This is a genomic window from Serratia sp. Ag1, assembly GCF_000743355.1.
In the GTDB taxonomy this organism is placed as follows: domain Bacteria; phylum Pseudomonadota; class Gammaproteobacteria; order Enterobacterales; family Enterobacteriaceae; genus Chania.
Genome location: NZ_JQEI01000026.1, coordinates 269,131 through 290,702, shown reverse-complemented (window position 1 = coordinate 290,702; position 21,572 = coordinate 269,131). Strand labels below are relative to the sequence as shown.

Sequence of the window (21,572 nt, the reverse complement as noted above, 5' to 3'; positions counted from 1 at the left end):
GACCTAGTGTCACTACTGATTACAATAAGTTTAGCCGACCTGAAAAACTTTGTTCCCGTAATTGTAACTACAATGCGTTGGCATCGAATGAAAACGCCATAATTTACATAAAGCTATAGCGTTTTCATGTACCTATTTATTTATATTTACAGCTTTGAGGCTACCCAAGCTTCAACGCTTTCTAATGCCGCTGGCAGAGCTTGAACGTCGTTCCCCCCCGCCTGCGCCATATCTGGGCGGCCCCCACCCTTGCCACCAACCTGCTGTGCGATGCTGCCGATCAATTCCCCGGCTTTCACCCGGTCAATGAGATCTTTGGTCACACCGACAATCAGGCTAACCTTTCCTTCTTCCGCCGTAGCCAGAACAATAACGGCAGAACCTAGTTGATTTTTAAGGTCATCAACCATGGTACGCAACATTTTCGGTTCCACGTTATCCAGTTGGCTAACCAACAGTTTAACACCCTTGACCACTTTTGCTTTGCTCGATAGAGAAGCACTTTCAAACGCAGCCTGCTGATCCTTCAACTGTTGCAACTCTTTTTCCAATGCGCGTGTGCGATCAAGCACTGCACGCACTTTGTCAGCCAGATTATTGCTATCCCCCTTGACCAGGTACGCAACATCCTGCAGAAGATCGCTTTGCTGGTGTAGGATCGCTATTGCACCTTCACCAGTCACGGCTTCAATACGGCGGATACCCGCAGCCGTGCCCGACTCACTCTGAATGCGGAACAGGCCAATATCCCCGGTACGATTGGCATGAGTCCCACCACAGAGTTCAGTGGAGAAGTCGCCCATACTCAGCACACGAACGTTATCATCATACTTCTCGCCAAACAGCGCCATTGCGCCCTTCTCTTTGGCTTCGTCCAGTGCCATAACCGCAGTTTGTACTGGAAGATTGCGACGTACCTGTTGGTTTACCAAATCCTCAACCACACGGATCTGCTCCGGTTTCATCGCTTCAAAATGCGAGAAATCAAAACGCAGATACTTGTCATTCACCAACGACCCTTTCTGTGCAACATGATCGCCGAGAGTCTGGCGTAAAGCGGCATGCAGCAGGTGAGTCGCCGAGTGGTTCAAACGAATACGATCGCGGCGGGCACTATCAACCAGTGCATCAACCCGGTCATTTAACTTAAGTGTCCCTGCCGCCAGTTTGCCCTGATGACCGATTGCCTGACCATATTTCTGGGTATCACTGACCACAAACTTAATATCGGCAGTTTTCAGTATACCTTTATCACCTACCTGGCCGCCTGACTCTGCATAGAATGGGGTTTCATCCAACACCACAACAGCGTCTTCACCCGCCTGGATTTCCTCCACAGGCTGACCGTCGCGGAATAATGCCACGACTTTAGCCTGTTGCTCATCACGCTCATAACCGTTGAATTGGCTAGTTCCTTCAACGCGGATCATGTTGTTGTAATCAGCCCCAAAACCGCTGGATTCACGCGCACGGCGGCGCTGTGCTTCCATGGCCTGCTCAAATCCTGCCTCATCAACCTTCAGGCCACGCTCACGGCAAACGTCAGCCGTCAGATCAACCGGGAAGCCGTAGGTATCGTATAAACGAAACGCTGTTTCGCCATCCAGAGTATCACCCTGCAATTGCGCTAACTCATCATCCAACAGCGCCAAGCCGCGCTCCAATGTACGGGCAAACTGTTCTTCTTCGGTTTTCAGTACCTGCTCGACCAGTGCCTGCTGACGCTTAAGCTCATCGGCGGCTGGGCCCATCACTTCAATCAGCGGCGCAACCAACTTGTAGAAGAAGGTATCTTTCGCACCCAGCATATTGCCATGGCGAATCGCACGACGAATGATGCGGCGCAGTACATAGCCACGATTTTCATTCGAAGGGATAACACCATCAGAGATCAGGAATGCGCACGAACGGATGTGGTCGGCAATAACACGCAGTGATTTGTTATTCAGATCGGTAGCCCCAGTTACCTTAGCAACGGCGGCAATCAAGGTGCTGAAGAGATCGATATCATAGTTGGAGTTAACATGTTGCAGAACTGCAGCGATACGCTCCAGGCCCATACCGGTATCCACTGAAGGTTTCGGCAGCGGCTGCATAGTGCCATCAGACTGGCGGTTGAACTGCATGAATACGATATTCCAGATCTCAATATAGCGGTCGCCATCTTCTTCCGGGCTGCCTGGCGGGCCGCCCCAGATATGATCGCCATGATCGTAGAAAATCTCGGTGCAGGGGCCACAGGGGCCGGTATCACCCATCTGCCAGAAGTTATCGGAAGCAAAGGCTGCACCTTTGTTGTCACCGATGCGGATAATGCGTTCGGCTGGAATACCGATCTGATTCTGCCAGATGTCGAAAGCTTCATCATCGGTTTCATACACGGTAACCCACAACTTCTCTTTTGGCAGGTTGAACCAGTTTTCGCCAGTCAACAGTTCCCAGGCATAGCTGATAGCATCATGCTTGAAATAGTCGCCGAAACTGAAGTTACCCAGCATCTCAAAGAAGGTGTGGTGACGGGCGGTATAGCCTACGTTTTCCAAATCGTTGTGTTTACCACCTGCGCGCACACAACGTTGTGAAGTGGTGGCACGAGAATAAGCTCGTTTATCCAGCCCCAGGAAAACATCCTTGAATTGGTTCATACCGGCATTGGTAAACAGTAATGTCGGATCATTGTTAGGTACCAGAGAGCTGCTTGCTACAACCTGATGACCTTTACTATGAAAGAAATCGAGAAACGCTTGACGGATCTCAGCGGTGCTCTTGCTCATAATTTTCCTGGAAAGGCTAGAATAACGATACGTGAGCAAGAAGCGCGATATCCTGACGATATCACCTAGCCCACGGACAAAAAGTGTGAATAAGATAAATTTTCTTCAGAGGGAAGTAAAACCCCGCGTGCGCTCATTGCGCAAAATCACGGTAAATTGACTGAATTTCTTCCTGAAAGAAGCCACGATAAAGCAGATAGCGTTGCACTTTAGCTTTATCTTTCCATTCTACCGGCAGCGGATCGCCAAATTTACGCAGCGCAACCTGCCTGGCCTGTTCACACCAATCGATATCACACGCCGCCAGTGCGGCCTGCACGAGCTCTTTTTCTACCCCTTTTTGCATTAATTCAGAGCGAATACGTTGTGCACCATAGCCTTTACGGCTACGTCCAGCGATAAAACCTGCAGCAAAACGTTGGTCATCTAACCAGTTATGCTGATAGCAATAGACGATCACTTGTTCAATAACTGCCGGATCAACAGGGTCTTCAGGGGGATTATTGGAGGATATAGAGCCCGAGCGGGCGTTAGCAACAAACGGCTGCGCCGCAAGTTTGCGGCGCAGTTCAGCTTCACTATGGTCGCGTTGAGACAATAAGCGCATCGCGCGGCTTATCAAGGCATTCAACCCATTACGCAAGGGTGGCGAAACATCATTCATACCGTACAACCTTAGTGATCCACATACGCACCGGCCAGGGTGCGTATGCTTACCAGCAAAGATTAGAACTCTTCGCTGGTCTCTGCTTCGTTATCATCTAAATCTTCAGCAGCGGTGGCTACCAACTCACCATTGCTGTGCAGCAACAGATCGCGCAGTTTTTTATCCAGTTCAGCAGCAATTGCCGGGTTCTCTTTCAGGAAATTACAGGCATTTGACTTACCCTGGCCGATCTTCTCACCATTGTAGCTATACCATGCACCGGCTTTTTCGATCATTTTATGCTTCACGCCCAGATCAACCAATTCACCACGGCTGTTGATACCTTCGCCGTACAGAATCTGGAACTCAGCCTGCTTAAACGGTGCTGCGATCTTGTTTTTCACTACTTTTACGCGAGTTTCACTACCGATCACTTCATCGCCTTCTTTGATCGCACCAATACGGCGGATATCCAGACGAACAGAAGCGTAGAATTTCAGCGCATTACCACCGGTTGTGGTTTCTGGGTTACCAAACATGACGCCAATTTTCATACGAATCTGGTTGATGAAGATCAATAGCGTATTGGCATTTTTCAGGTTACCGGCCAGCTTACGCATGGCTTGGCTCATCATACGCGCCGCCAGGCCCATGTGTGAGTCACCGATTTCACCTTCAATCTCTGCCTTTGGCGTCAAGGCCGCAACGGAGTCAACGATGATTACATCAACCGCTCCGGAGCGGGTCAAAGCGTCACAGATTTCCAGAGCCTGTTCACCAGTATCGGGCTGAGAACACAGCAGATTGTCGATATCAACACCTAACTTCTTGGCATAGATCGGATCCAGCGCATGCTCGGCGTCAATAAACGCACAGGTTTTGCCTTCACGCTGAGCAGCGGCGATAACCTGCAGGGTCAGAGTAGTTTTACCGGAGGATTCTGGACCATAGATCTCGACAATACGGCCCATTGGCAGGCCACCCGCACCCAGTGCGATATCCAGTGACAGGGAACCCGTGGAGATCGTCTCTACGTCCATTGAACGGTCTTCACCCAGGCGCATGATGGAGCCTTTACCAAATTGCTTTTCAATCTGGCCCAGTGCCGCAGCTAACGCCTTTTGCTTGTTCTCATCAATAGCCATGTTTGCTCCTCGTTTTGCAATGCCGGTGTTACCCCACACTGCCACTGAATGTATGTTGTGCAGGAAATGCTGCTAATTATACTGTATGGTCATACAGTATCAAGACTAATTTTACAAAAATTCATCCAACGCCGTTTGCAACGCAAAAATTGTCGCCTGTAGCCGGACAGCATCACGATCGCCAGTAAATTGCATTTTACGTGCCAGCACGCGGCCAGAACGTGCGGCAAAACCGAACCAGACGGTACCAACAGGTTTCTCGGCGCTACCGCCATCGGGGCCCGCAATGCCGCTCACCGACAGTGCCAGATCGGCCTTGGCCGCATGCAGCGCACCCTGAGCCATCTCACACACCACCGCTTCGCTCACCGCCCCGTGTTCAAGTAGGGTCGTTTCCGCCACCCCAAGCAACTCCTGTTTTGCCGCGTTGCTGTAGGTGACAAAACCACGATCAAAATAAGCCGAGCTGCCCGCAATATCCGTAATGGCTTTGGCGATCCCTCCACCGGTACAAGACTCTGCACAGGTGATCCACCTGCCGCTGGCTTTTAGCTGTTGCCCAATAGAAATACTGAGCTTACGCAGTGTACTTTCACTCATCATCTCTCCTTAGTGAATCAAGCTGTATGCGTCAGATAGTAACATTTATCAAGCATCACCGACGGTATCGTGCTGGAAGTGCGTAATGCCTCGCAGGCCAATGGTTTTAAACGATGAGTACGCGAAGCAATGCGATGATTGTTCATTGTCTGAGGATACAGATCAGCCCGCCAGGGGTGGAAAAATTCGGCATTCTACCCTAGATGCAAAGAGGCTGAGCCTTTCCAAGCTCAGCCTCCCAGTCACAAAACCAGCACCGTTCTTAACTCATTCCGCCGCTATGACCATTGAGAATTTATTGCCCACGGCGCGCTCTACCAACCGCCTCCCCCAACTGCCAAACCGCCATCGCGTAATGAACGCTGTGATTGTAGCGAGTAATGGCATAGAAATTCGGCAACCCATACCAATATTGATACCGGTTGCCCATATCCAGGCGCAACAGGCTGGCTTGCTGATAGCCTGCCAATGAGCCCTGCGGCGTTAAACCGGCTGCGGCCAAAGTGGTGATGTCATAGTTGGTTTTGAAGCCCGTTTCCAAACCGGGCGCCTGGCCGTTAGCAGGAATCGCTACTGCAGCCCCTCGAGTCCAACCATGAGCTTTAAAATAGTTGGCAACGCTGCCAATGGCATCAACAGGATCCCACAAATTAATGTGGCCATCCCCATTAAAATCAATCGCATAGTTTTTAAATGAGGAAGGCATAAACTGCCCATACCCCATTGCCCCGGCGTAGGAACCGCGCAGTGACAGCGGATCGTCCCCTTCCGCACGCGCCATCAGCAGAAATGTTTCCAGTTCACCGCTAAAGAACTCTGCACGGCGTGGGTACTCAAATGACAGCGTAGCCAGGGCATCAATAATACGCGTTTTGCCCATCACCCGGCCCCAACGGGTTTCCACCCCAATAATGCCAACGATAATCTCTGGCGGTACCCCATAAACCTGCCAGGCACGCTGTAGTGCTTCGTCATACTGATTCCAGAACGCCACACCGTTTTGCACGTTATCAGGTGTCAGGAATTTGCTGCGATAACGGATCCAGGCCCCATTAGGGGCTGATGATGGCCGTCCCGCGGGCGCTTGCTTATCCATCAAGCGCACCACCCAATCCAACCGCTGCGCCTGCGCCAGCACATCGTGTAATTGCTGGCGTTCGAAACCATGCTCCCGCACCATTTTATCGATAAAGCGAGCCGTCGCCGGATTATCGGCAAAATCCCCGCTCAGCGGGTGAATGGCGTGTTCTGGCTCAAGTTGGAAACCGCTCTGGACCAGGCTGGCTTGCGGAGTTTGCTCTTGAGGGGCTGGCTCACTGCTGCACGCAACAAGCAATGAGAACAAGGGTAAAAGAGTAACCAAGTGGCGCATCGGATATCCATATAGCCGGGCAGAAAGAGTGGTTGCTATGTTAAGGCATTGTTCAGCGCGAACAAACAGGAATGTGTACCGCATTAACCCTATCGGCAATGGCAAAATACTCCGGCAAAAAGTGAAGAGGCATATACACTTACTTATGCGCACATGTCTACAGGCGTTATCAGTCCAACAGCAAAATGCAAGGTTGCCATTTTATCCGATAACATAGAGGATTTAAGTTATGAGTAAGCTTCCCGCCAAAGAACCTGCACGCCGAACGCTATTAAAGCGTACCGCCGCGCTTTCCGCTCTTGCTATTACCGGTATTGCTGGTTTTACCGCGCCCTCTGTCACTTATGCCGCTGCGATGACCAGAGAACAACGCGATAAAATGACACCGGATCAAATTATTGAAAGCTTTAAACAAGGCAACATGAGATTCCGTGAAGGGAAGATGCAGCAGCACGATTATGTGGCTCAGAAGCAGGCCAGCCAAGGGGGTCAGTACCCAGCCGCAGTCATTTTAAGCTGTATTGACTCACGCGCTCCGGCGGAGATCCTGCTGGATGTCGGGATTGGTGAAACCTTTAACGCCCGCGTCGCTGGTAACATCCAGAACGACGACATTCTGGGCAGTATGGAGTTCGCCTGTGCCGTTGCCGGTGCCAAAGTGGTCCTGGTGATGGGGCATACCGCCTGCGGTGCGGTACGCGGTGCCATTGATAAGGCTGAACTGGGCAATCTGACCGGCCTACTCAACAAAATAAAACCGGCGGTCGAAAGAACCGTTTTTGAAGGCGATCGCTCTGGCAAGAATGATGCTTTTGTGGATGCGGTGGCTAAAACCAACGTGGTGATGACGATTGAAGAAATCCGTAAAAACAGCCCGGTACTGAAAAAACTGGAGGAAGAAGGGAAAATAAAAATCGTTGGCAGCATGTACCATCTGGTTGGCGGTAAAGTGGACTTTCTCTCCTAACCCCATCATCTTTAACTAGCATGCGCACCGCAGTTGAAATCAATCATGCCGCGGTGCTTTCCTTTTATCCCTTCCTCAGGGCGATTTCTGCAGCTTGGCTAACAGCGTTTTACGCGTAATGCCTAACTGTTTTGCGGCTTCCGTTTTGTTCCCGGCAGTTTTTTCCAGTGCGGCAAGAATCGCATTTTTTTCTACTAATTCCAGCGGTTGAATCGATTGATCCGGACGCGCTTCCAACTTTTCGTCAGCCAACGAACTCATGCTTAATGGCAGTTCTTTTTCACTGATAAAATCACCAGTCAGCAGAATCACGCCACGCTCGACGGTATTCTCCAATTCTCGCACGTTGCCGGGCCAGTGATATTTCAGCAACATATCCATCGCCTGTGGGGTAAACCCTTTGACAGGCTTACGATTACGTTCGGCAAATTTTGCCAGAAAGTGCATTGCCAACAAGGGGATATCTTCGCGACGTTCCCGCAATGGCGGGCTGTCCACCGTCACCACATTTAAGCGATAGTAGAGATCCTGGCGGAACCTGCCCGCCTCCACATCGGCCAGCAGATCCCGATTGGTAGCGGCGATCAGCCGTACATCGACAGATAGCGTCTGGTTGCTGCCAACCCGTTGAATCTCACGTTCCTGAATCGCCCGCAGAAGTTTAGCCTGCATTAACGTTGAAACTTCACCAATTTCATCCAAAAACAGTGTCCCTTGGTCCGCTTCCATAAAACGCCCTTCACGGCGCTTATCGGCCCCGGTAAAAGCCCCTTTCTCATGGCCAAACAGTTCAGACTCCAGCAAAGACTCACTCAACGCCGCACAGTTGATACTCACCAGAGGCCGATCTTTACGCAGGCTATTGGCGTGCACAGCCCGAGCGATCAGCTCTTTACCGGTGCCCGACTCGCCACAGATCAGCACAGTCGCCTCTGAAGGAGCGATCATGGCAATCATCTCCATCAGGCGGCGCATGGGAGCACTACGGCCAATCATGTGGTAATAATCCGCATTCAGTTGCTGCTTGAGGGTTTTATTCTCGGACTTCAGGGAAGTGTGCTCCAGCGCCCGCTCAAGGGTGATATGCAACATATCGAAATCTAACGGTTTAGTCAGATAATCGTAGGCACCCGCTTTTATCGCCTCAACCGCCGACTCAACGTTAGAGTAAGCGGTCATAATCAGGATCGGGATCGCCGGATTGTAGGTTTTGATCGCCTTAAGCGCTTCAATACCATCCATTTCCGCCATGCGGACATCGCTCAAAATCAGGTCAAACGGCGTGCACTTTGCCAGTTCCACGGCTTGCAAGCCGTTATGTGCCAACGTTACCTGATACCCCCAACCTTTCATCAAGACCTGAATAATCGTGCAGTGGCTGAGATCGTCATCCACCACCAGGATATGCGCGTTAGGCATCGCCATCTTCAGGGGCCTCCCGTTTTTTATGTATCAATGGAATCGTCATCTCAAAACGGCAACCCGATGGGGCATGATTGCTCACGCTAATGCTGCCTTGATGCTCCTCAATCACTTTCTGCACGATGGTAAGCCCCAAGCCAGTGCCTGCCGCCTTGGTCGTGAAATACGGGTTGAAGATTTTCGCCAAATCGTCCGGCTTGATACCTTTACCAGAGTCCGTAACGCTAATGCGCAACCCTTCACCCCCCACCAACACCACGCTCACCTCCAGCAAACCGTCAGACCCAATCGCCTGAATCGCATTCAGGTAGAGGTTCAGTAAAGCCTGAGTCAGGCGATCCGGATCGAGTTCAGCCAGCGGTAAAGCCTGATTACGGCAATAGCGGATGGTGATGTTTTTACTCTCGGCATCCTGGCGGATCAGGTGCAACGAATGCTCGAGCACCTCGTTAATATCCACCTGCTGTATATGTAAATCCACAGGGCGTACCAGAGCTAATAACTCGCTAATCACGCGATTCAAACGTTCAACCTCTTTCGCCATCACTTTCGCCAGCTCCTGCTCTTCACTACCCGGCAGCGAACGGCCTTCGAAATATTTGGCAAACCCCTTGATCGAGGAAAGAGGATTGCGAATTTCATGCGCCAAGCCCGCCGCCAAATCCCCAATCGCGGCCAGTTTCTCTTTGCGGCGAATTTCATCTTGCAACTGGCGGCTGGAGCGCTGATAACGTCGCGCCCAAAACAACGTCAGCAAGCTACTCAACACCAGGAGCAAGAGGATGGTCAGTAAAATAGAAGTATTGCGGATATCTTTCGCTTGAGCGGCATCCAGAGCCTGGGTATCAAAGGCAACAAAAATAAGGAGTTGCTCATCACTTTCGCTCCCTTTAGCGTCCGTTTCTGCCGCTCGATGCATGTTCATCATGTGGCTACCGTGGCCATTAGCGCGCTTCAGCGGTTTAAAAAAGCGATAAGCTTCAAAGGTATTCTGGCTGTTATGCTGCTGATCGACAAAAGATGTCATATGCCACTGCTCTACCCCCGTCGCCTGCAACGCATCCATCTGCTGCTTGCTATACAGCTGGCTGCCCACGCGCATCGGATCGCTGTGAGCCAGGATCCTGCCTGAAGGGTCAGTCATCGCGATATACAACACCCCCGGTTGATAGGCCATCTCCTCGAGCAAGATCTGGCGCTGATCCTGACGCCAGCGCATGCCCATGCCCATGCCCATGCCAGTACGGGTGCCAGATTCAAACGCGCGGATAAGCACGGCACTTTTATCACGTAGCGTCTGTATTTCAATTGCACGCCCGCTCTGCAAATCCTTAACGGCCAGCGTGATGATAATCCCAAGCACTATCACGACCGGGCCGATCACGATCCAGGCCAGTAAAGCAGAAGATATGCCCGACTTTTTTTTCATTTCCGTTGCCATAGGCCCCCTTTCAATCTGGCTTATCACCCAAGCGGGTAATTATTACTCACAATGTCAGCCCTACGAGTAAAAATAACCCACTTTTAACCTGGGTATTGGTATAGCTATCACCATTTTCTGCCCGCGCTATTTTTATTTTTGCCAGTATATTAACGCTCTTCAGCGCCCTGACGCCTTGACTGACGCGCTTGAGCAGAGCAAGCACTCATCAATCATGATCGTTAAACCATACAATTCCCGTGCCAAACCGAACCTGGCACGCGGGTTGCAACAACATGATGGAACACCTGGTGATATTTCATTTATCGATTTCACACATAAGGAAGTTAATCATGGCACTGAACAAATTCACCCTCGCAGCCCTTTTCTCCATTGCCACGCTGGCAGGCTTTAGCCACCTTGCCATGGCACAAAATGGTATGAATGGACCAAACTCCCAACGGGGTATGGGATATCAGCAGGGCTATATGGCCAGCCTGACACCAGAGCAACAGGCTATTAGCCAAAAAGCTTTTGATGAATTCCAGCTTAAAACGGCAGATTTACGTCAACAGATGATGTCTAAACAATACGAGTACAACGCGCTGTTGACCAGTAAGCCTCTGGACGAGCAAAAAGTGTTGGCCGTCAGTAAAGAGATCACCGTGTTACGCGACAATCTCCACCAGCAACGCGTAGCGTTGGATACCCAGTTGGCAAAAGCTGGAGTTCCTGCCATGGGGCATCATATGGGAATGGGTGGCGCTGGAATGCATGGTGGCCGCGGATGCCGTTAAATTTCGGCCCACCACTTACCTGCCTTCGTTGCTGGCAACACTAGCAGCGAAGGCTCATCCCTCTTTGCTTTGCAAGGCAAAATGGAGAGAACTCTCAACAACCGAGAGACTCTCTCCTTGCCGATTCGCACCGCTATTTCCCTGAAAAATGGATTATTGTTTTCACCATAGAGGGCAAAAAAACCAACCGCATGATTTAAATGGATAATTCATAAAAATACTGCATTCTACCTGCCGAGTCCGCGCCCTTTCCCATAATTTTTTCCACCGCTACCTGAATAAAATCAAGTTCCTGCCATACTTTAAACTACGAGACTGTTGGTTTCGTCACTTATTACATTCACTAGATATTTTTGGGGTTTATATGACTAAAACAATCGTCGCTATCGCTGTTATAGCAGCAGCCCTGAGTGGTTGTGCCGCCAATCAGACCTCCTCTGGCGATACTTTTACCGCCGCGCAGGCCAGGCAGGTTCAGACCGTTACCTACGGTACTTTAGTCTCAGTACGCCCAGTCACCATTCAGGGTGGTGATGGTAATAATGTCGCTGGTGCCGTTGGCGGAGCCGTGGTGGGTGGCTTATTGGGTAACACCGTTGGTGGTGGTCGTGGACGGAATCTGGCAACGGGAGCCGGTGCCGTCGGGGGAGCCGTTGTCGGCCAAAACGTGCAGAGCGCCATGAATCGCAGCAACGGCGTCGAACTTGAAGTACGCCGCGACGATGGCACGAACATTATTGTGGTTCAAGCACAAGGCAGCAGCCAGTTTCATCCTGGTCAACGCGTTGCTATTGCCACCAATGGCCGCACCGTCACCGTATCACCGCGCTAAGAGTCGTTTAAAACGTTACCTTCTGGTTTAAGCCGTTCACAACTGAATGGCTTATCAGAAGGGGGTTATGTACAAAATTGATAAACTTTTCGGGATGATATGCTCGTCATACGTCAAGTTGCATGGGGGCTGGCTACGCCGCTAGCGCCCATGACATAGTCAGCGATGACCTGGTGGCTCTCGGACTTGCCGCCTGCAGGCAACTTGAACTATCTAGAGTATTGCGGGTTTTCCGGCTCAGTTATTACAATAAGAAACGGAGTTAATAGATATGCTTATAAAATGGGTTAAACGTCTCGTACTGACAATGCTGCTGTTATTTGTCGGCGCACTGATTGGGCGTATTTATTACACTCAGCAAGGCCCGGCTCTGCAGCTTTGGCATACTTTTGTGCCGCACGAAATGCGGGCCGACGCAATAGATAAAGCCAATTGGGCTGACTATCTGCAAGCTGAAGAGGCGATTTTCAAAGAGGTCCGGCAGAACGTTACCGATAAGCTGGACAGCAGCGCACAAACGTCCTTGAACCGCTATTATTCCGGCAGCCCTATCTACCCAGAAAAATTCCCTACCGATTGGAATCGCTCGTACGTGATGATGCCGGAAGGCAAACCCAAAGGTGCGGTGGTGTTGTTACACGGATTGACCGATACCCCTTACAGCCTGAGGCACATTGCGGATAACTATCGCCAAGAAGGTTATGTCGCCGTCGGTATTCGCCTGCCCGCACACGGTACCGTGCCGGGTGCCTTGACCAATGTAGATTGGCAGGATTGGCTGGCCGCCACTCGCTTGGCCGTGCGCGAAGCTAAAAGCCTCGCGGGTAACGACGTTCCCTTGCACCTGATCGGTTTCTCTAACGGTGGCGCATTGGCGATGAAATACACTCTGGATACGCTTGATGATGCCACGCTGGCAAAACCTGAGCGCGTAGTGCTGATCTCCCCCATGATCGGCGTGACCAGTTTTGCCCGATTTGCTGGTGTTGCCGGTTGGCCCGCGATCTTCCCGGCGTTTGCCAAAGCGGCTTGGCTGGGTATCGTGCCCGAATTCAACCCGTTTAAATACAATTCATTCCCGGTGAATGCAGCGCGTCAGTCTTTCCAATTGACTCAGGAACTGCAAAAGCAGATCGCCCGCGATTCGCGCAACAACAAGATGGGGGAATTGCCACCGATTCTGACTTTCCAATCGGTCATGGATTCAACGGTCAGTACCCGTGCGGTCATTACGGCACTGTATAACCATCTGCCTGCCAATGGCAGCGAAGTAGTGCTGTTCGATCTGAACCAGGCGGTCAGCTTCGGGCCATTGCTCAGAACCTCGTCCTACACTGCCCTGCCAAGATTGTTGCCGCCACCGCCACGTAACTATAAAGCCACCATTGTCACCAACGTTTCACCAGACAGTACCGACACGCTGGCGCGCACCACCGCTGCCGGGCAAACTACGGCTACCACTGAAATGCTGGGTATCACCTATTTGCCGGATATCTTCTCGCTTTCGCACGTTGCTTTACCGTTCCCATTGAACGATTCACTGTATGGGCGCTATCCAGAACCGCGTAATCAGTATGGAATCAGCTTGGGAACATTTGCCGCACGTGGTGAACGGGCCGTGCTCGTCGTGGGGTTGGATTCGTTGATGCGTATCTCTTCGAACCCGTTCTTCCCCTATATGCTCAAGCGCATTGATGACAACATCGGGCGACCAACGAAATAAAGTCAATCTCAGATGGCTGGCGTATATAACAACGCCAGCCATCACAATCCCCTTAAAATCATTTCTGCTGTACATATTTGAGGCCCCTTTCGGTTCTTGCAAACCGCACGAGCCATTACAATCGAGGTTTGCGATACGTTTCCAATTTTCCCCCGTATCGGCTGGTTGAGCGCTGAGCTAGTATAGCGCCAGAGAAAATTGCAATACCCAGGTTCCGGCGCTTACCGATATCCGTTCAGTTTTTATCCATAAGCTGCATCATTGGCGACAAAGGTTTGCCAGCCTGTTTGCCCGTCATATATGCTCCGCTTTATGACCAACTAATTGATTTAATTATGCTGACCCTTACCTCCAGCTCAACAAGTGAAACCTAGTGATTTTTCATGAGATAACGCGATACTCAATAATGACAAAAAAGATCACAATCAACTTTAAATTCAATGGATTGGAAACGGTAACCTTATGACAAGCACCGAAAGTTTCGATTCACACACGCCAATGATGCAGCAGTATCTCCGGCTCAAAGCTCAGCATCCAGAAATCCTGCTGTTCTATCGGATGGGGGATTTCTATGAGCTGTTTTATGATGATGCCAAGCGCGCATCACAGTTGCTGGATATATCGCTGACCAAACGCGGTGCCTCTGCGGGCGAGCCTATCCCAATGGCAGGCGTTCCTCATCATGCGGTAGAAAATTATCTGGCTAAACTGGTCCAACTGGGTGAATCGGTCGCGATTTGCGAACAGATTGGGGATCCGGCTACCAGTAAAGGCCCGGTGGAACGTAAAGTGGTCCGCATTGTCACCCCCGGTACCATCACCGACGAGGCCTTATTGCAAGAACGGCAAGACAACTTGCTAGCCGCTATTTGGCAGGATGCCCGCGGTTTTGGTTACGCTACGCTGGACATCAGTTCTGGCCGCTTCCGCGTTGCCGAACCGGCAGACATAGAAACCATGGCCGCAGAACTGCAACGCACCAATCCGGCAGAGCTTTTATACTCAGAAAGTTTTGAGCAGATGGCGCTGATTGAACAGCGTCACGGCCTGCGCCGTCGCCCGTTGTGGGAATTTGAGCTGGAAACCGCCCGCCAGCAGTTGAACCTGCAATTCGGCACCCGCGATCTCACTGGTTTTGGCGTGGAACAGGCACATCAGGCACTACGCGCCGCAGGTTGCCTGCTGCAATATGTCAAAGATACCCAGCGCACCTCGCTGCCGCATATCCGTGGGATCACCATGGAGCGGCAGCAGGATGGTATCATCATGGATGCAGCGACCCGCCGCAATCTTGAAATCACACAAAACCTTGCCGGTGGCAGTGAGAACACGCTGGCGGCGATCCTCGATCGCACCGTCACACCGATGGGCAGCCGTATGCTGAAACGCTGGCTGCATATGCCTACTCGCGACGTCAACATCCTGAACAATCGCCAGCAGGCTATCGCTGCGCTGCAAGAATTGAGCAGCGATCTGCAGCAGCCGCTGCGTCAAGTCGGCGATCTGGAACGTATTCTGGCACGCTTGGCACTGCGTACTGCTCGACCACGCGATTTGGCACGTATGCGCCATGCTTTCCAACAATTGCCGGAGATCCGCGCATTGCTGGAAAACACGGCAACATCGCATGTGCAAAAATTGTTGTCACAAATCGGTCAGTTTGATGAGTTGCAAGCGCTCTTGGAGCGCGCGATTGTTGAAACACCGCCCGTACTAGTTCGTGATGGTGGCGTGATTGCACCTGGCTATAACGAAGAGCTGGATGAGTGGCGAGCACTGGCCGATGGAGCCAGTGACTATCTGGATCGCCTTGAGATCCGTGAGCGAGAGAAACTCGGCCTGGATACATTGAAAGTGGGTTTCAACGGCGTGCATGGCTATTACATTCAGGTCAGCCGTGGGCAGAGCCACCTGGTGCCAATCCACTATGTCCGCCGCCAAACGCTGAAAAATGCCGAACGCTATATCATCCCAGAGCTGAAAGAATACGAAGACAAGGTGCTGACTTCAAAAGGGAAAGCACTGGCGATCGAAAAAGGGCTGTACGACGAACTGTTCGATCTGTTATTGCCGCACCTTGAAGAACTGCAACAAAGCGCCGGAGCGTTGGCAGAGTTGGATGTCTTGGCCAACCTGGCTGAACGGGCCGAAACACTCAACTACGCTTGCCCAACCATGAGTGAACAACCGGGTATCCGCATCGCAGAAGGACGTCACCCGGTCGTAGAGCAAGTGCTGAGTGAACCTTTTATTGCCAACCCGGTTTCATTGTCGCCGCAACGGCGCATGCTGATCATTACTGGCCCAAATATGGGTGGTAAAAGTACCTATATGCGCCAAACGGCACTCATCGTGCTGATGGCGCATATCGGCAGTTTTGTGCCTGCAACAAAAGCCATCATTGGCCCGGTGGATAGAATATTTACTCGCGTTGGTGCGGCAGACGATCTGGCCTCCGGTCGCTCCACTTTTATGGTGGAAATGACCGAAACCGCCAACATCCTGCATAACGCCACAGAAAACAGCCTGGTATTGATGGATGAGATTGGTCGTGGCACTTCGACCTACGATGGGTTGTCTTTAGCTTGGGCCTGTGCAGAAAATCTGGCTAATCGCATCAAAGCCATGACGCTGTTTGCCACACATTATTTCGAACTCACCACCTTGCCTGAGAAAATGGAGGGGGTGGTCAACGTGCATTTAGATGCTTTGGAACACGGTGATACCATCGCTTTTATGCACAGCGTGCAAGATGGCGCAGCCAGCAAGAGCTACGGGCTGGCAGTTGCCGCACTGGCCGGAGTACCGCGTGATGTGATCAAACGAGCTCGCCAGAAGCTGCGTGAATTGGAAAGTCTTTCTAGCCAAACTGCAGCCGGTACGGTAGATGCCACTCAGATGACTTTACTGAGTGAAGAGGTTTCACCTGCAGTAGAAGCCTTAGAGGCGCTGGATCCGGATTCCCTGTCACCACGCCAGGCGCTGGAATGGATCTATCGGCTGAAAAGCCTGGTTTGAACCGGTTGAAATTGCAGGCGTAAAAAAAACGGTGAGCCTCATGCTCACCGTTTTCATTTTAATAAGATCAACACGCTTATTCGCGGAACAGAGCCTCAATGCTCAGACCTTGCGTTTGCAGAATTTCACGCAGACGGCGTAAGCCTTCAACCTGAATCTGACGAACGCGTTCACGTGTCAAGCCAATCTCACGACCTACGTCTTCCAACGTTGCGGCTTCATAGCCCAACAGACCGAAACGACGAGCCAGCACTTCACGCTGTTTAGCGTTCAATTCAAACAACCACTTAACGATGCTTTGTTTCATATCATCGTCTTGCGTGGTGTCTTCCGGCCCATTCTCTTTCTCGTCCGCCAGAATATCCAGCAGCGCTTTCTCAGAATCACCACCCAACGGCGTATCGACCGAAGTAATACGTTCGTTCAGGCGCAGCATACGGCTGACGTCATCAACCGGCTTGTCGAGTTGCTCCGCAATCTCTTCAGCGCTCGGCTCGTGATCCAGTTTGTGTGAAAGCTCACGCGCGGTACGCAAGTAAACATTCAGTTCTTTAACAATGTGAATCGGCAAACGAATGGTACGGGTTTGATTCATAATCGCCCGTTCAATCGTCTGGCGGATCCACCAGGTCGCATAAGTAGAGAAACGGAAACCACGTTCTGGGTCAAACTTTTCCACCGCACGAATCAGACCGAGGTTACCCTCTTCAATCAGATCCAGCAGCGCCAGGCCGCGATTACTGTAACGACGGGCAATTTTCACCACCAGCCGTAAGTTGCTCTCTATCATGCGGCGGCGGGACGGCACGTCTCCGCGCAATGCACGCCGCGCAAAATAAACCTCTTCCTCTGCGGTCAGCAGAGGGGAATAACCGATTTCGCCCAGGTAGAGCTGCGTCGCATCCAATACGCGTTGGGTAACACCTTGAGACAAGAGCTCGTCTTCTGCCAAATCATTCTCACTGGACTCTTCCTCTGCCAGTGCTTTTTCGTCGAATGATTCAACCTCCGTGGCATTCTCATCGAAATCTGCATCATCATGTAACTCGTTAACTTTCAGCGTATTTTGGCTCATAAGCGGCTCCTACCCGTGATACCGCGAGCAGAATACAATGCACCCTGCCCAATCTATCGCTGCGGAAGATAACGCAGCGGGTTTACGGATTTCCCCTTGTAACGAATTTCAAAATGCAAACGTACTGAACTGGTTCCGGTGCTTCCCATCGTTGCTATTTTTTGCCCCGCCTTGACCTCTTGTTGTTCCCGGACCAGCATTGTGTCGTTGTGGGCGTAGGCACTCAGGTAATCATCATTATGTTTTATGATGATTAGATTACCGTAACCCCGTAAAGCATTACCTGCATAAACTACGCGACCATCGGCGGTAGCAAAAATAGGTTGCCCACGGGTGCCAGCAATATCGATACCTTTATTTCCACCTTCCGATGAAGAGAAGTTATCGATAATTTTGCCATCAGTCGGCCATCTCCAGCTACTCACCGGAGCGCTATTACTGAGGGTGCTTGGCGCGGTAACAGGAGCGCTGGCGGAACCTGCCACGGCAGCTCCTGATGCAGGTAACATCTTACCTACATTCTGTTTACCCGAGTTACCAGAATACGCGTTAGTTGATTGAGAATCAACCGTTGCAGTTTGTATCTGAGTACTGGATGGTGGCTTTGGTACGCCACCGCTGGTGGCATCGGTAGCCGCCAACATACCGCCATTACCGTTAGCAGAACTGCCGCCAAGCTGAATGGTTTGGCCCACTTCCAGATTATATGGCTGAGGAATATTATTACGCTGGGCCAGGTCACGAAAATCATTCCCAGTGATCCAGGCAATATAAAACAGCGTATCGCCACGTTTAACGGTGTAAGTGCTGCCGCTATAGCTTCCTTTCGGTATCGTATTGTAACTGCGGTTATAAACAATGCGCCCCTGTGAATTCCCAGAGCCACCCGAGTTACCCGATGCAACAGCCCCATCGCCGCCTACGCTGCTGATAGGTGCCGAGGTGGAATTATTATTTGAACAACCTGCCAACCACAAACTTAACATCGTACACACCGCAAGGCGGCGTAAAGTAATCATTGGGCTTCCCGTGCTCATGCTTCCCCCATGACAGCAATATCAGTGATATATCCAAAAATACCCTTTACATCGTAGCTGAGCTTGAAGGTTCTCTCAGTTTCCACGTTGCAAGGTTCCCTCAGCCGATCCCTGAACTCCAGGTCATCTCTTGCCAGGGAGACAAAAAAGCAGCGCTGCTAATGCCCACTACATTGGTGTAACCACATCATCAGACAACAGCATGTATTAAAAAGTAATATCGTTATACCCCAAATAATTCGAGTTGCTTGACGTATGACGGGTATAAAACGCTAAAACCTTAACCAGACATTATAAAAGTGCAACAGATTTCTGCCTGTACAGCAAATTCAGGCTAGGCCAGTTCGCCCTTTACCAAAGGCACAAACCGCACTGCTTCAACGGTATCGATAGAAAACCCATCGCCACTACGCTGGATACGTTTCAACGTTTGCGCCTGCTCACCCACCGGCAGCACCAGGATGCCCCCGTCGTCCAGTTGCTGCATCAGCGCCTGCGGAATCTCTGGGGGCGCGGCGGTCACAATGATGGCATCAAACGGCCCACGCGATGCCCAGCCCAGCCAGCCATCACCATGGCGCGTCGAGACGTTGTGCAGATCGAGCTGTTTCAGGCGGCGCTTAGCCTGCCACTGTAACCCTTTGATCCGCTCAACCGAACAAACATGTTGCACCAAGTGGGCCAGAATCGCGGTCTGGTAGCCTGAACCGGTACCAATTTCCAACACTCTGGAAGTTTGCGTCAGGTTCAGCAGCTCAGTCATACGCGCAACCATGTAAGGCTGGGAAATCGTCTGGCCGGAACCGATCGGTAATGCAGTATTTTCATACGCCTTGTGTTCAAGAGCTTCATCAACAAAACGCTCACGCGGCACATCTTCGATTGCTTTGAGCAACCGTTCGTCCCTGATCCCTTGTTGGCGCAGTTGCGTCAACAATGTCTGTATGCGCTTGTTCACCATTCCCCGCTAACCCCTACTTTGGTTAACCACGCTGTTAGCACATCCTGCGCCCCATAGGCGGTCAAATCTACCTGCAGAGGCGTCACTGCCACATACCCTTGTTCCACCGCAGCAAAATCAGTGTCCGGACCCGCATCACACTTATCTCCCGGTGGGCCAATCCAATACAGATTCTGCCCACGCGGATCCTGCTGGCAAAATACCTGGTCGGCAGGATGTCGGCTGCCACAACGGGTCACACGAATCCCTTTAATCGCCGAAAGCGGTAAATCAGGCACATTGATATTGAGGATTTTACCGGTGCGCAGCGGTTCACGCAGCAAGGCACGTAACAGGGAACAAGCGATCACCGCAGCCGTATCGTAATGCTGGTGGCCATTCAGTGACACTGCAAGCGCAGGCAGGCCCAGATGGCGCCCTTCCATTGCCGCAGCAACCGTGCCGGAATAGATAACATCATCACCCAGATTTGGCCCAGCGTTGATACCAGAAACCACCACATCAGGCGCTGGGCGCATCAGCGCGTTGACGCCCAGGTAGACACAATCCGTTGGCGTGCCGTGTTGCACCGCAATATCACCATTTGGCATAGTCAGCGTGCGCAATGGCGACTCCAGCGTCAACGCATTGGAAGAGCCGCTCCGGTTGCGATCGGGTGCCACCACCTGCACCTCGGCAAATTCACGCAGCCGCTTGGCCAACGCCTGAATGCCCGGTGCCGAAACACCATCATCATTACTCAGTAATATCCGCATCACTGTTATCCTGCTGTATGATTTCGCGAACTACGCTGGTAGCAAAACTGCCTGCAGGCAACCAAAAGCGCAATTCAACGGTGACATCATCCCACCAGTTCCACAGCAGTTTCTGCGGCTGCAACAGCAGGGCCCGCCGAGCGGGTTCAACACGCTCGCGCCTTAAAAGCGTAAGCAACTCCGGCTGTTCCGCCAAACATTGCTGCTCAAATTTTAGCGCTTCGCCTGCGGTACCTGGCTCACCGTCCCCCGGCAACGGAGCTGTAACCAGTAATTCACCGGCATCCAGGCGCTGTTGCAGGCTGCTCAGTTCCTCAGGCTTGGCGACAAACCAACTGCCGCGCCCGGCAAGCTGCAATGCATCACCTTCCAGCACGCTGCGTTGCTGTTGGTTAGCCAGACGCTGGCTGGCGATCAGATTGAATAGCGCGCTACGGCTGGCCGAAAGATAAAAACTGCGTTTGCTGCGCTCTTTGACGCGAATCTCGTCCTTCGCCCAACGGCGAGCCATCACCAGGTTGTTACCGCCACGGCCAAAGCGCTGGCTGCCAAAGTAATTCGGCACGCCACCAGCAGCGATCGCCTGTAAACGCTGCTCTACCTCCTGACGATCGCTGATATGGCGCAATACCAAAGTAAAATCATTACCTTTCAACGATCCGATGCGCAGCTTGCGCAGATGACGTGCGGCTTGCAGCACTTCACAGCCTTCAAGCGCAAACTGGCTGAGGTCAGGGGAGTCTTTGCCCGGCAGATGCAGGCAGAACCATTGCTCAGTCACTGCATGGCGATCTTTCAGACCGGCATAGCTGACAGCGCGCGCATGGATACCGGCAAACTTCGCCAGATAATCGGCCACAAACTGGGTATTGCAGCCGTTTTTACGGATGTTCACCAACAGATGTTCGCCTTCACCATCCGGTGTAAATCCCAGATCCTCCACGACCACGAAATCTTCCGGGTTAGCCTTCAGCACCCCGTGGGCCTGCGGTTGGCCATGCAGCCAGGTCAGATTTGCCATATCCATA

The 21,572-nt window shown here is 51.7% G+C and carries 17 protein-coding genes; 5 read left to right on the top strand and 12 right to left on the bottom strand.

Annotated elements, in window-relative coordinates; genetic code table 11:
- Window positions 1–146: 146 nt before the first annotated feature.
- The 5 genes from alaS to mltB all read right to left on the bottom strand — a co-directional run bounded on the left by alaS (window position 147) and on the right by mltB (window position 6,537).
- Entirely contained in the window at window positions 147–2,774 is a 2,628-nt protein-coding gene (gene alaS / locus IV04_RS17350; protein ID WP_037404075.1) for an alanine--tRNA ligase, read from the bottom strand.
- A 133-nt stretch (window positions 2,775–2,907) separates the two neighbouring features.
- The gene (recX, locus tag IV04_RS17345; RefSeq protein WP_037404114.1) at window positions 2,908–3,405 is read right to left on the bottom strand and encodes a recombination regulator RecX; all 498 of its coding nucleotides are present in this window, start codon (window positions 3,403–3,405) and stop codon (window positions 2,908–2,910) included.
- Window positions 3,406–3,500: 95 nt separating this feature from the next.
- The gene (gene recA, locus IV04_RS17340; protein ID WP_037404076.1) at window positions 3,501–4,565 is read right to left on the bottom strand and encodes a recombinase RecA; all 1,065 of its coding nucleotides are present in this window, start codon (window positions 4,563–4,565) and stop codon (window positions 3,501–3,503) included.
- Window positions 4,566–4,676: 111 nt separating this feature from the next.
- Window positions 4,677–5,165, bottom strand: a complete 489-nt coding sequence (gene pncC, locus IV04_RS17335; RefSeq protein ID WP_037404077.1) for a nicotinamide-nucleotide amidase — start codon at window positions 5,163–5,165, stop codon at window positions 4,677–4,679.
- A 295-nt stretch (window positions 5,166–5,460) separates the two neighbouring features.
- A complete protein-coding gene (mltB, locus tag IV04_RS17330) occupies window positions 5,461–6,537 on the bottom strand; it encodes a lytic murein transglycosylase B (RefSeq protein WP_037404078.1) in 1,077 nt (358 codons plus the stop codon).
- A gap of 229 nt (window positions 6,538–6,766) precedes the next feature.
- On the opposite strand from mltB, the gene IV04_RS17325 reads away from it, so the two are divergent.
- The gene (locus tag IV04_RS17325) at window positions 6,767–7,504 is read left to right on the top strand and encodes a carbonic anhydrase (protein ID WP_037404080.1); all 738 of its coding nucleotides are present in this window, start codon (window positions 6,767–6,769) and stop codon (window positions 7,502–7,504) included.
- A gap of 75 nt (window positions 7,505–7,579) precedes the next feature.
- Here IV04_RS17325 and IV04_RS17320 read toward each other — a convergent pair whose 3' ends face one another.
- The gene (locus tag IV04_RS17320; RefSeq protein ID WP_037404081.1) at window positions 7,580–8,929 is read right to left on the bottom strand and encodes a sigma-54-dependent Fis family transcriptional regulator; all 1,350 of its coding nucleotides are present in this window, start codon (window positions 8,927–8,929) and stop codon (window positions 7,580–7,582) included.
- Window positions 8,916–10,355, bottom strand: a complete 1,440-nt coding sequence (gene zraS / locus IV04_RS17315; protein ID WP_037404115.1) for a two-component system sensor histidine kinase ZraS — start codon at window positions 10,353–10,355, stop codon at window positions 8,916–8,918. Before zraS ends, IV04_RS17320 begins: the two co-directional genes overlap by 14 nt.
- 344 nt (window positions 10,356–10,699) lie before the next feature.
- On the opposite strand from zraS, the gene IV04_RS17310 reads away from it, so the two are divergent.
- The 4 genes from IV04_RS17310 (at window position 10,700) to mutS (ending at window position 16,716) form a co-directional block, all read left to right on the top strand.
- Entirely contained in the window at window positions 10,700–11,143 is a 444-nt protein-coding gene (locus IV04_RS17310; protein WP_037404083.1) for a periplasmic heavy metal sensor, read from the top strand.
- A 364-nt stretch (window positions 11,144–11,507) separates the two neighbouring features.
- Window positions 11,508–11,975, top strand: coding sequence for a glycine zipper 2TM domain-containing protein (locus tag IV04_RS17305; protein ID WP_037404084.1), 468 nt, complete (start codon window positions 11,508–11,510; stop codon window positions 11,973–11,975).
- A 271-nt stretch (window positions 11,976–12,246) separates the two neighbouring features.
- On the top strand, window positions 12,247–13,698 hold the full coding sequence (locus IV04_RS17300) for a carboxylesterase (RefSeq protein WP_037404085.1): 1,452 nt from the start codon (window positions 12,247–12,249) through the stop codon (window positions 13,696–13,698).
- 462 nt (window positions 13,699–14,160) lie between these two features.
- Window positions 14,161–16,716 carry a DNA mismatch repair protein MutS gene (mutS, locus tag IV04_RS17295; RefSeq protein ID WP_037404086.1) on the top strand — a complete coding sequence of 852 codons (2,556 nt, stop codon included), beginning with the start codon at window positions 14,161–14,163 and terminating at the stop codon, window positions 16,714–16,716.
- A 76-nt stretch (window positions 16,717–16,792) separates the two neighbouring features.
- On the opposite strand, the gene rpoS is transcribed toward mutS, so the two are convergent.
- From rpoS to truD, 5 genes are all read right to left on the bottom strand, one after another.
- A complete protein-coding gene (gene rpoS, locus IV04_RS17290; protein WP_037404087.1) occupies window positions 16,793–17,791 on the bottom strand; it encodes an RNA polymerase sigma factor RpoS in 999 nt (332 codons plus the stop codon).
- Window positions 17,792–17,844: 53 nt separating this feature from the next.
- On the bottom strand, window positions 17,845–18,810 hold the full coding sequence (gene nlpD / locus IV04_RS17285; RefSeq protein ID WP_037404089.1) for a murein hydrolase activator NlpD: 966 nt from the start codon (window positions 18,808–18,810) through the stop codon (window positions 17,845–17,847).
- A gap of 352 nt (window positions 18,811–19,162) precedes the next feature.
- Entirely contained in the window at window positions 19,163–19,789 is a 627-nt protein-coding gene (locus IV04_RS17280) for a protein-L-isoaspartate(D-aspartate) O-methyltransferase (RefSeq protein ID WP_037404090.1), read from the bottom strand.
- On the bottom strand, window positions 19,783–20,544 hold the full coding sequence (surE, locus tag IV04_RS17275; protein ID WP_037404091.1) for a 5'/3'-nucleotidase SurE: 762 nt from the start codon (window positions 20,542–20,544) through the stop codon (window positions 19,783–19,785). The genes IV04_RS17280 and surE overlap by 7 nt, the downstream gene beginning before the upstream one ends.
- On the bottom strand, window positions 20,525–21,571 hold the full coding sequence (gene truD / locus IV04_RS17270) for a tRNA pseudouridine(13) synthase TruD (RefSeq protein WP_037404092.1): 1,047 nt from the start codon (window positions 21,569–21,571) through the stop codon (window positions 20,525–20,527). The genes surE and truD overlap by 20 nt, the downstream gene beginning before the upstream one ends.
- Window position 21,572: the final 1 nt, after the last annotated feature.

Bases quoted from the DNA above. Each gene is read 5' to 3' on its own strand.
- alaS (WP_037404075.1), bottom strand. From the start codon at position 2,774: ATGAGCAAGAGCACCGCTGAGATCCGTCAAGCGTTTCTCGATTTCTTT.
- recA (WP_037404076.1), bottom strand. From the start codon at position 4,565: ATGGCTATTGATGAGAACAAGCAAAAGGCGTTAGCTGCGGCACTGGGC.
- pncC (WP_037404077.1), bottom strand. From the start codon at position 5,165: ATGAGTGAAAGTACACTGCGTAAGCTCAGTATTTCTATTGGGCAACAG.
- mltB (WP_037404078.1), bottom strand. From the start codon at position 6,537: ATGCGCCACTTGGTTACTCTTTTACCCTTGTTCTCATTGCTTGTTGCG.
- IV04_RS17325 (WP_037404080.1), top strand. From the start codon at position 6,767: ATGAGTAAGCTTCCCGCCAAAGAACCTGCACGCCGAACGCTATTAAAG.
- IV04_RS17320 (WP_037404081.1), bottom strand. From the start codon at position 8,929: ATGGCGATGCCTAACGCGCATATCCTGGTGGTGGATGACGATCTCAGC.
- zraS (WP_037404115.1), bottom strand. From the start codon at position 10,355: ATGAAAAAAAAGTCGGGCATATCTTCTGCTTTACTGGCCTGGATCGTG.
- IV04_RS17310 (WP_037404083.1), top strand. From the start codon at position 10,700: ATGGCACTGAACAAATTCACCCTCGCAGCCCTTTTCTCCATTGCCACG.
- IV04_RS17305 (WP_037404084.1), top strand. From the start codon at position 11,508: ATGACTAAAACAATCGTCGCTATCGCTGTTATAGCAGCAGCCCTGAGT.
- IV04_RS17300 (WP_037404085.1), top strand. From the start codon at position 12,247: ATGCTTATAAAATGGGTTAAACGTCTCGTACTGACAATGCTGCTGTTA.
- mutS (WP_037404086.1), top strand. From the start codon at position 14,161: ATGACAAGCACCGAAAGTTTCGATTCACACACGCCAATGATGCAGCAG.
- rpoS (WP_037404087.1), bottom strand. From the start codon at position 17,791: ATGAGCCAAAATACGCTGAAAGTTAACGAGTTACATGATGATGCAGAT.
- nlpD (WP_037404089.1), bottom strand. From the start codon at position 18,810: ATGATTACTTTACGCCGCCTTGCGGTGTGTACGATGTTAAGTTTGTGG.
- IV04_RS17280 (WP_037404090.1), bottom strand. From the start codon at position 19,789: ATGGTGAACAAGCGCATACAGACATTGTTGACGCAACTGCGCCAACAA.
- surE (WP_037404091.1), bottom strand. From the start codon at position 20,544: ATGCGGATATTACTGAGTAATGATGATGGTGTTTCGGCACCGGGCATT.
- truD (WP_037404092.1), bottom strand. From the start codon at position 21,571: ATGGATATGGCAAATCTGACCTGGCTGCATGGCCAACCGCAGGCCCAC.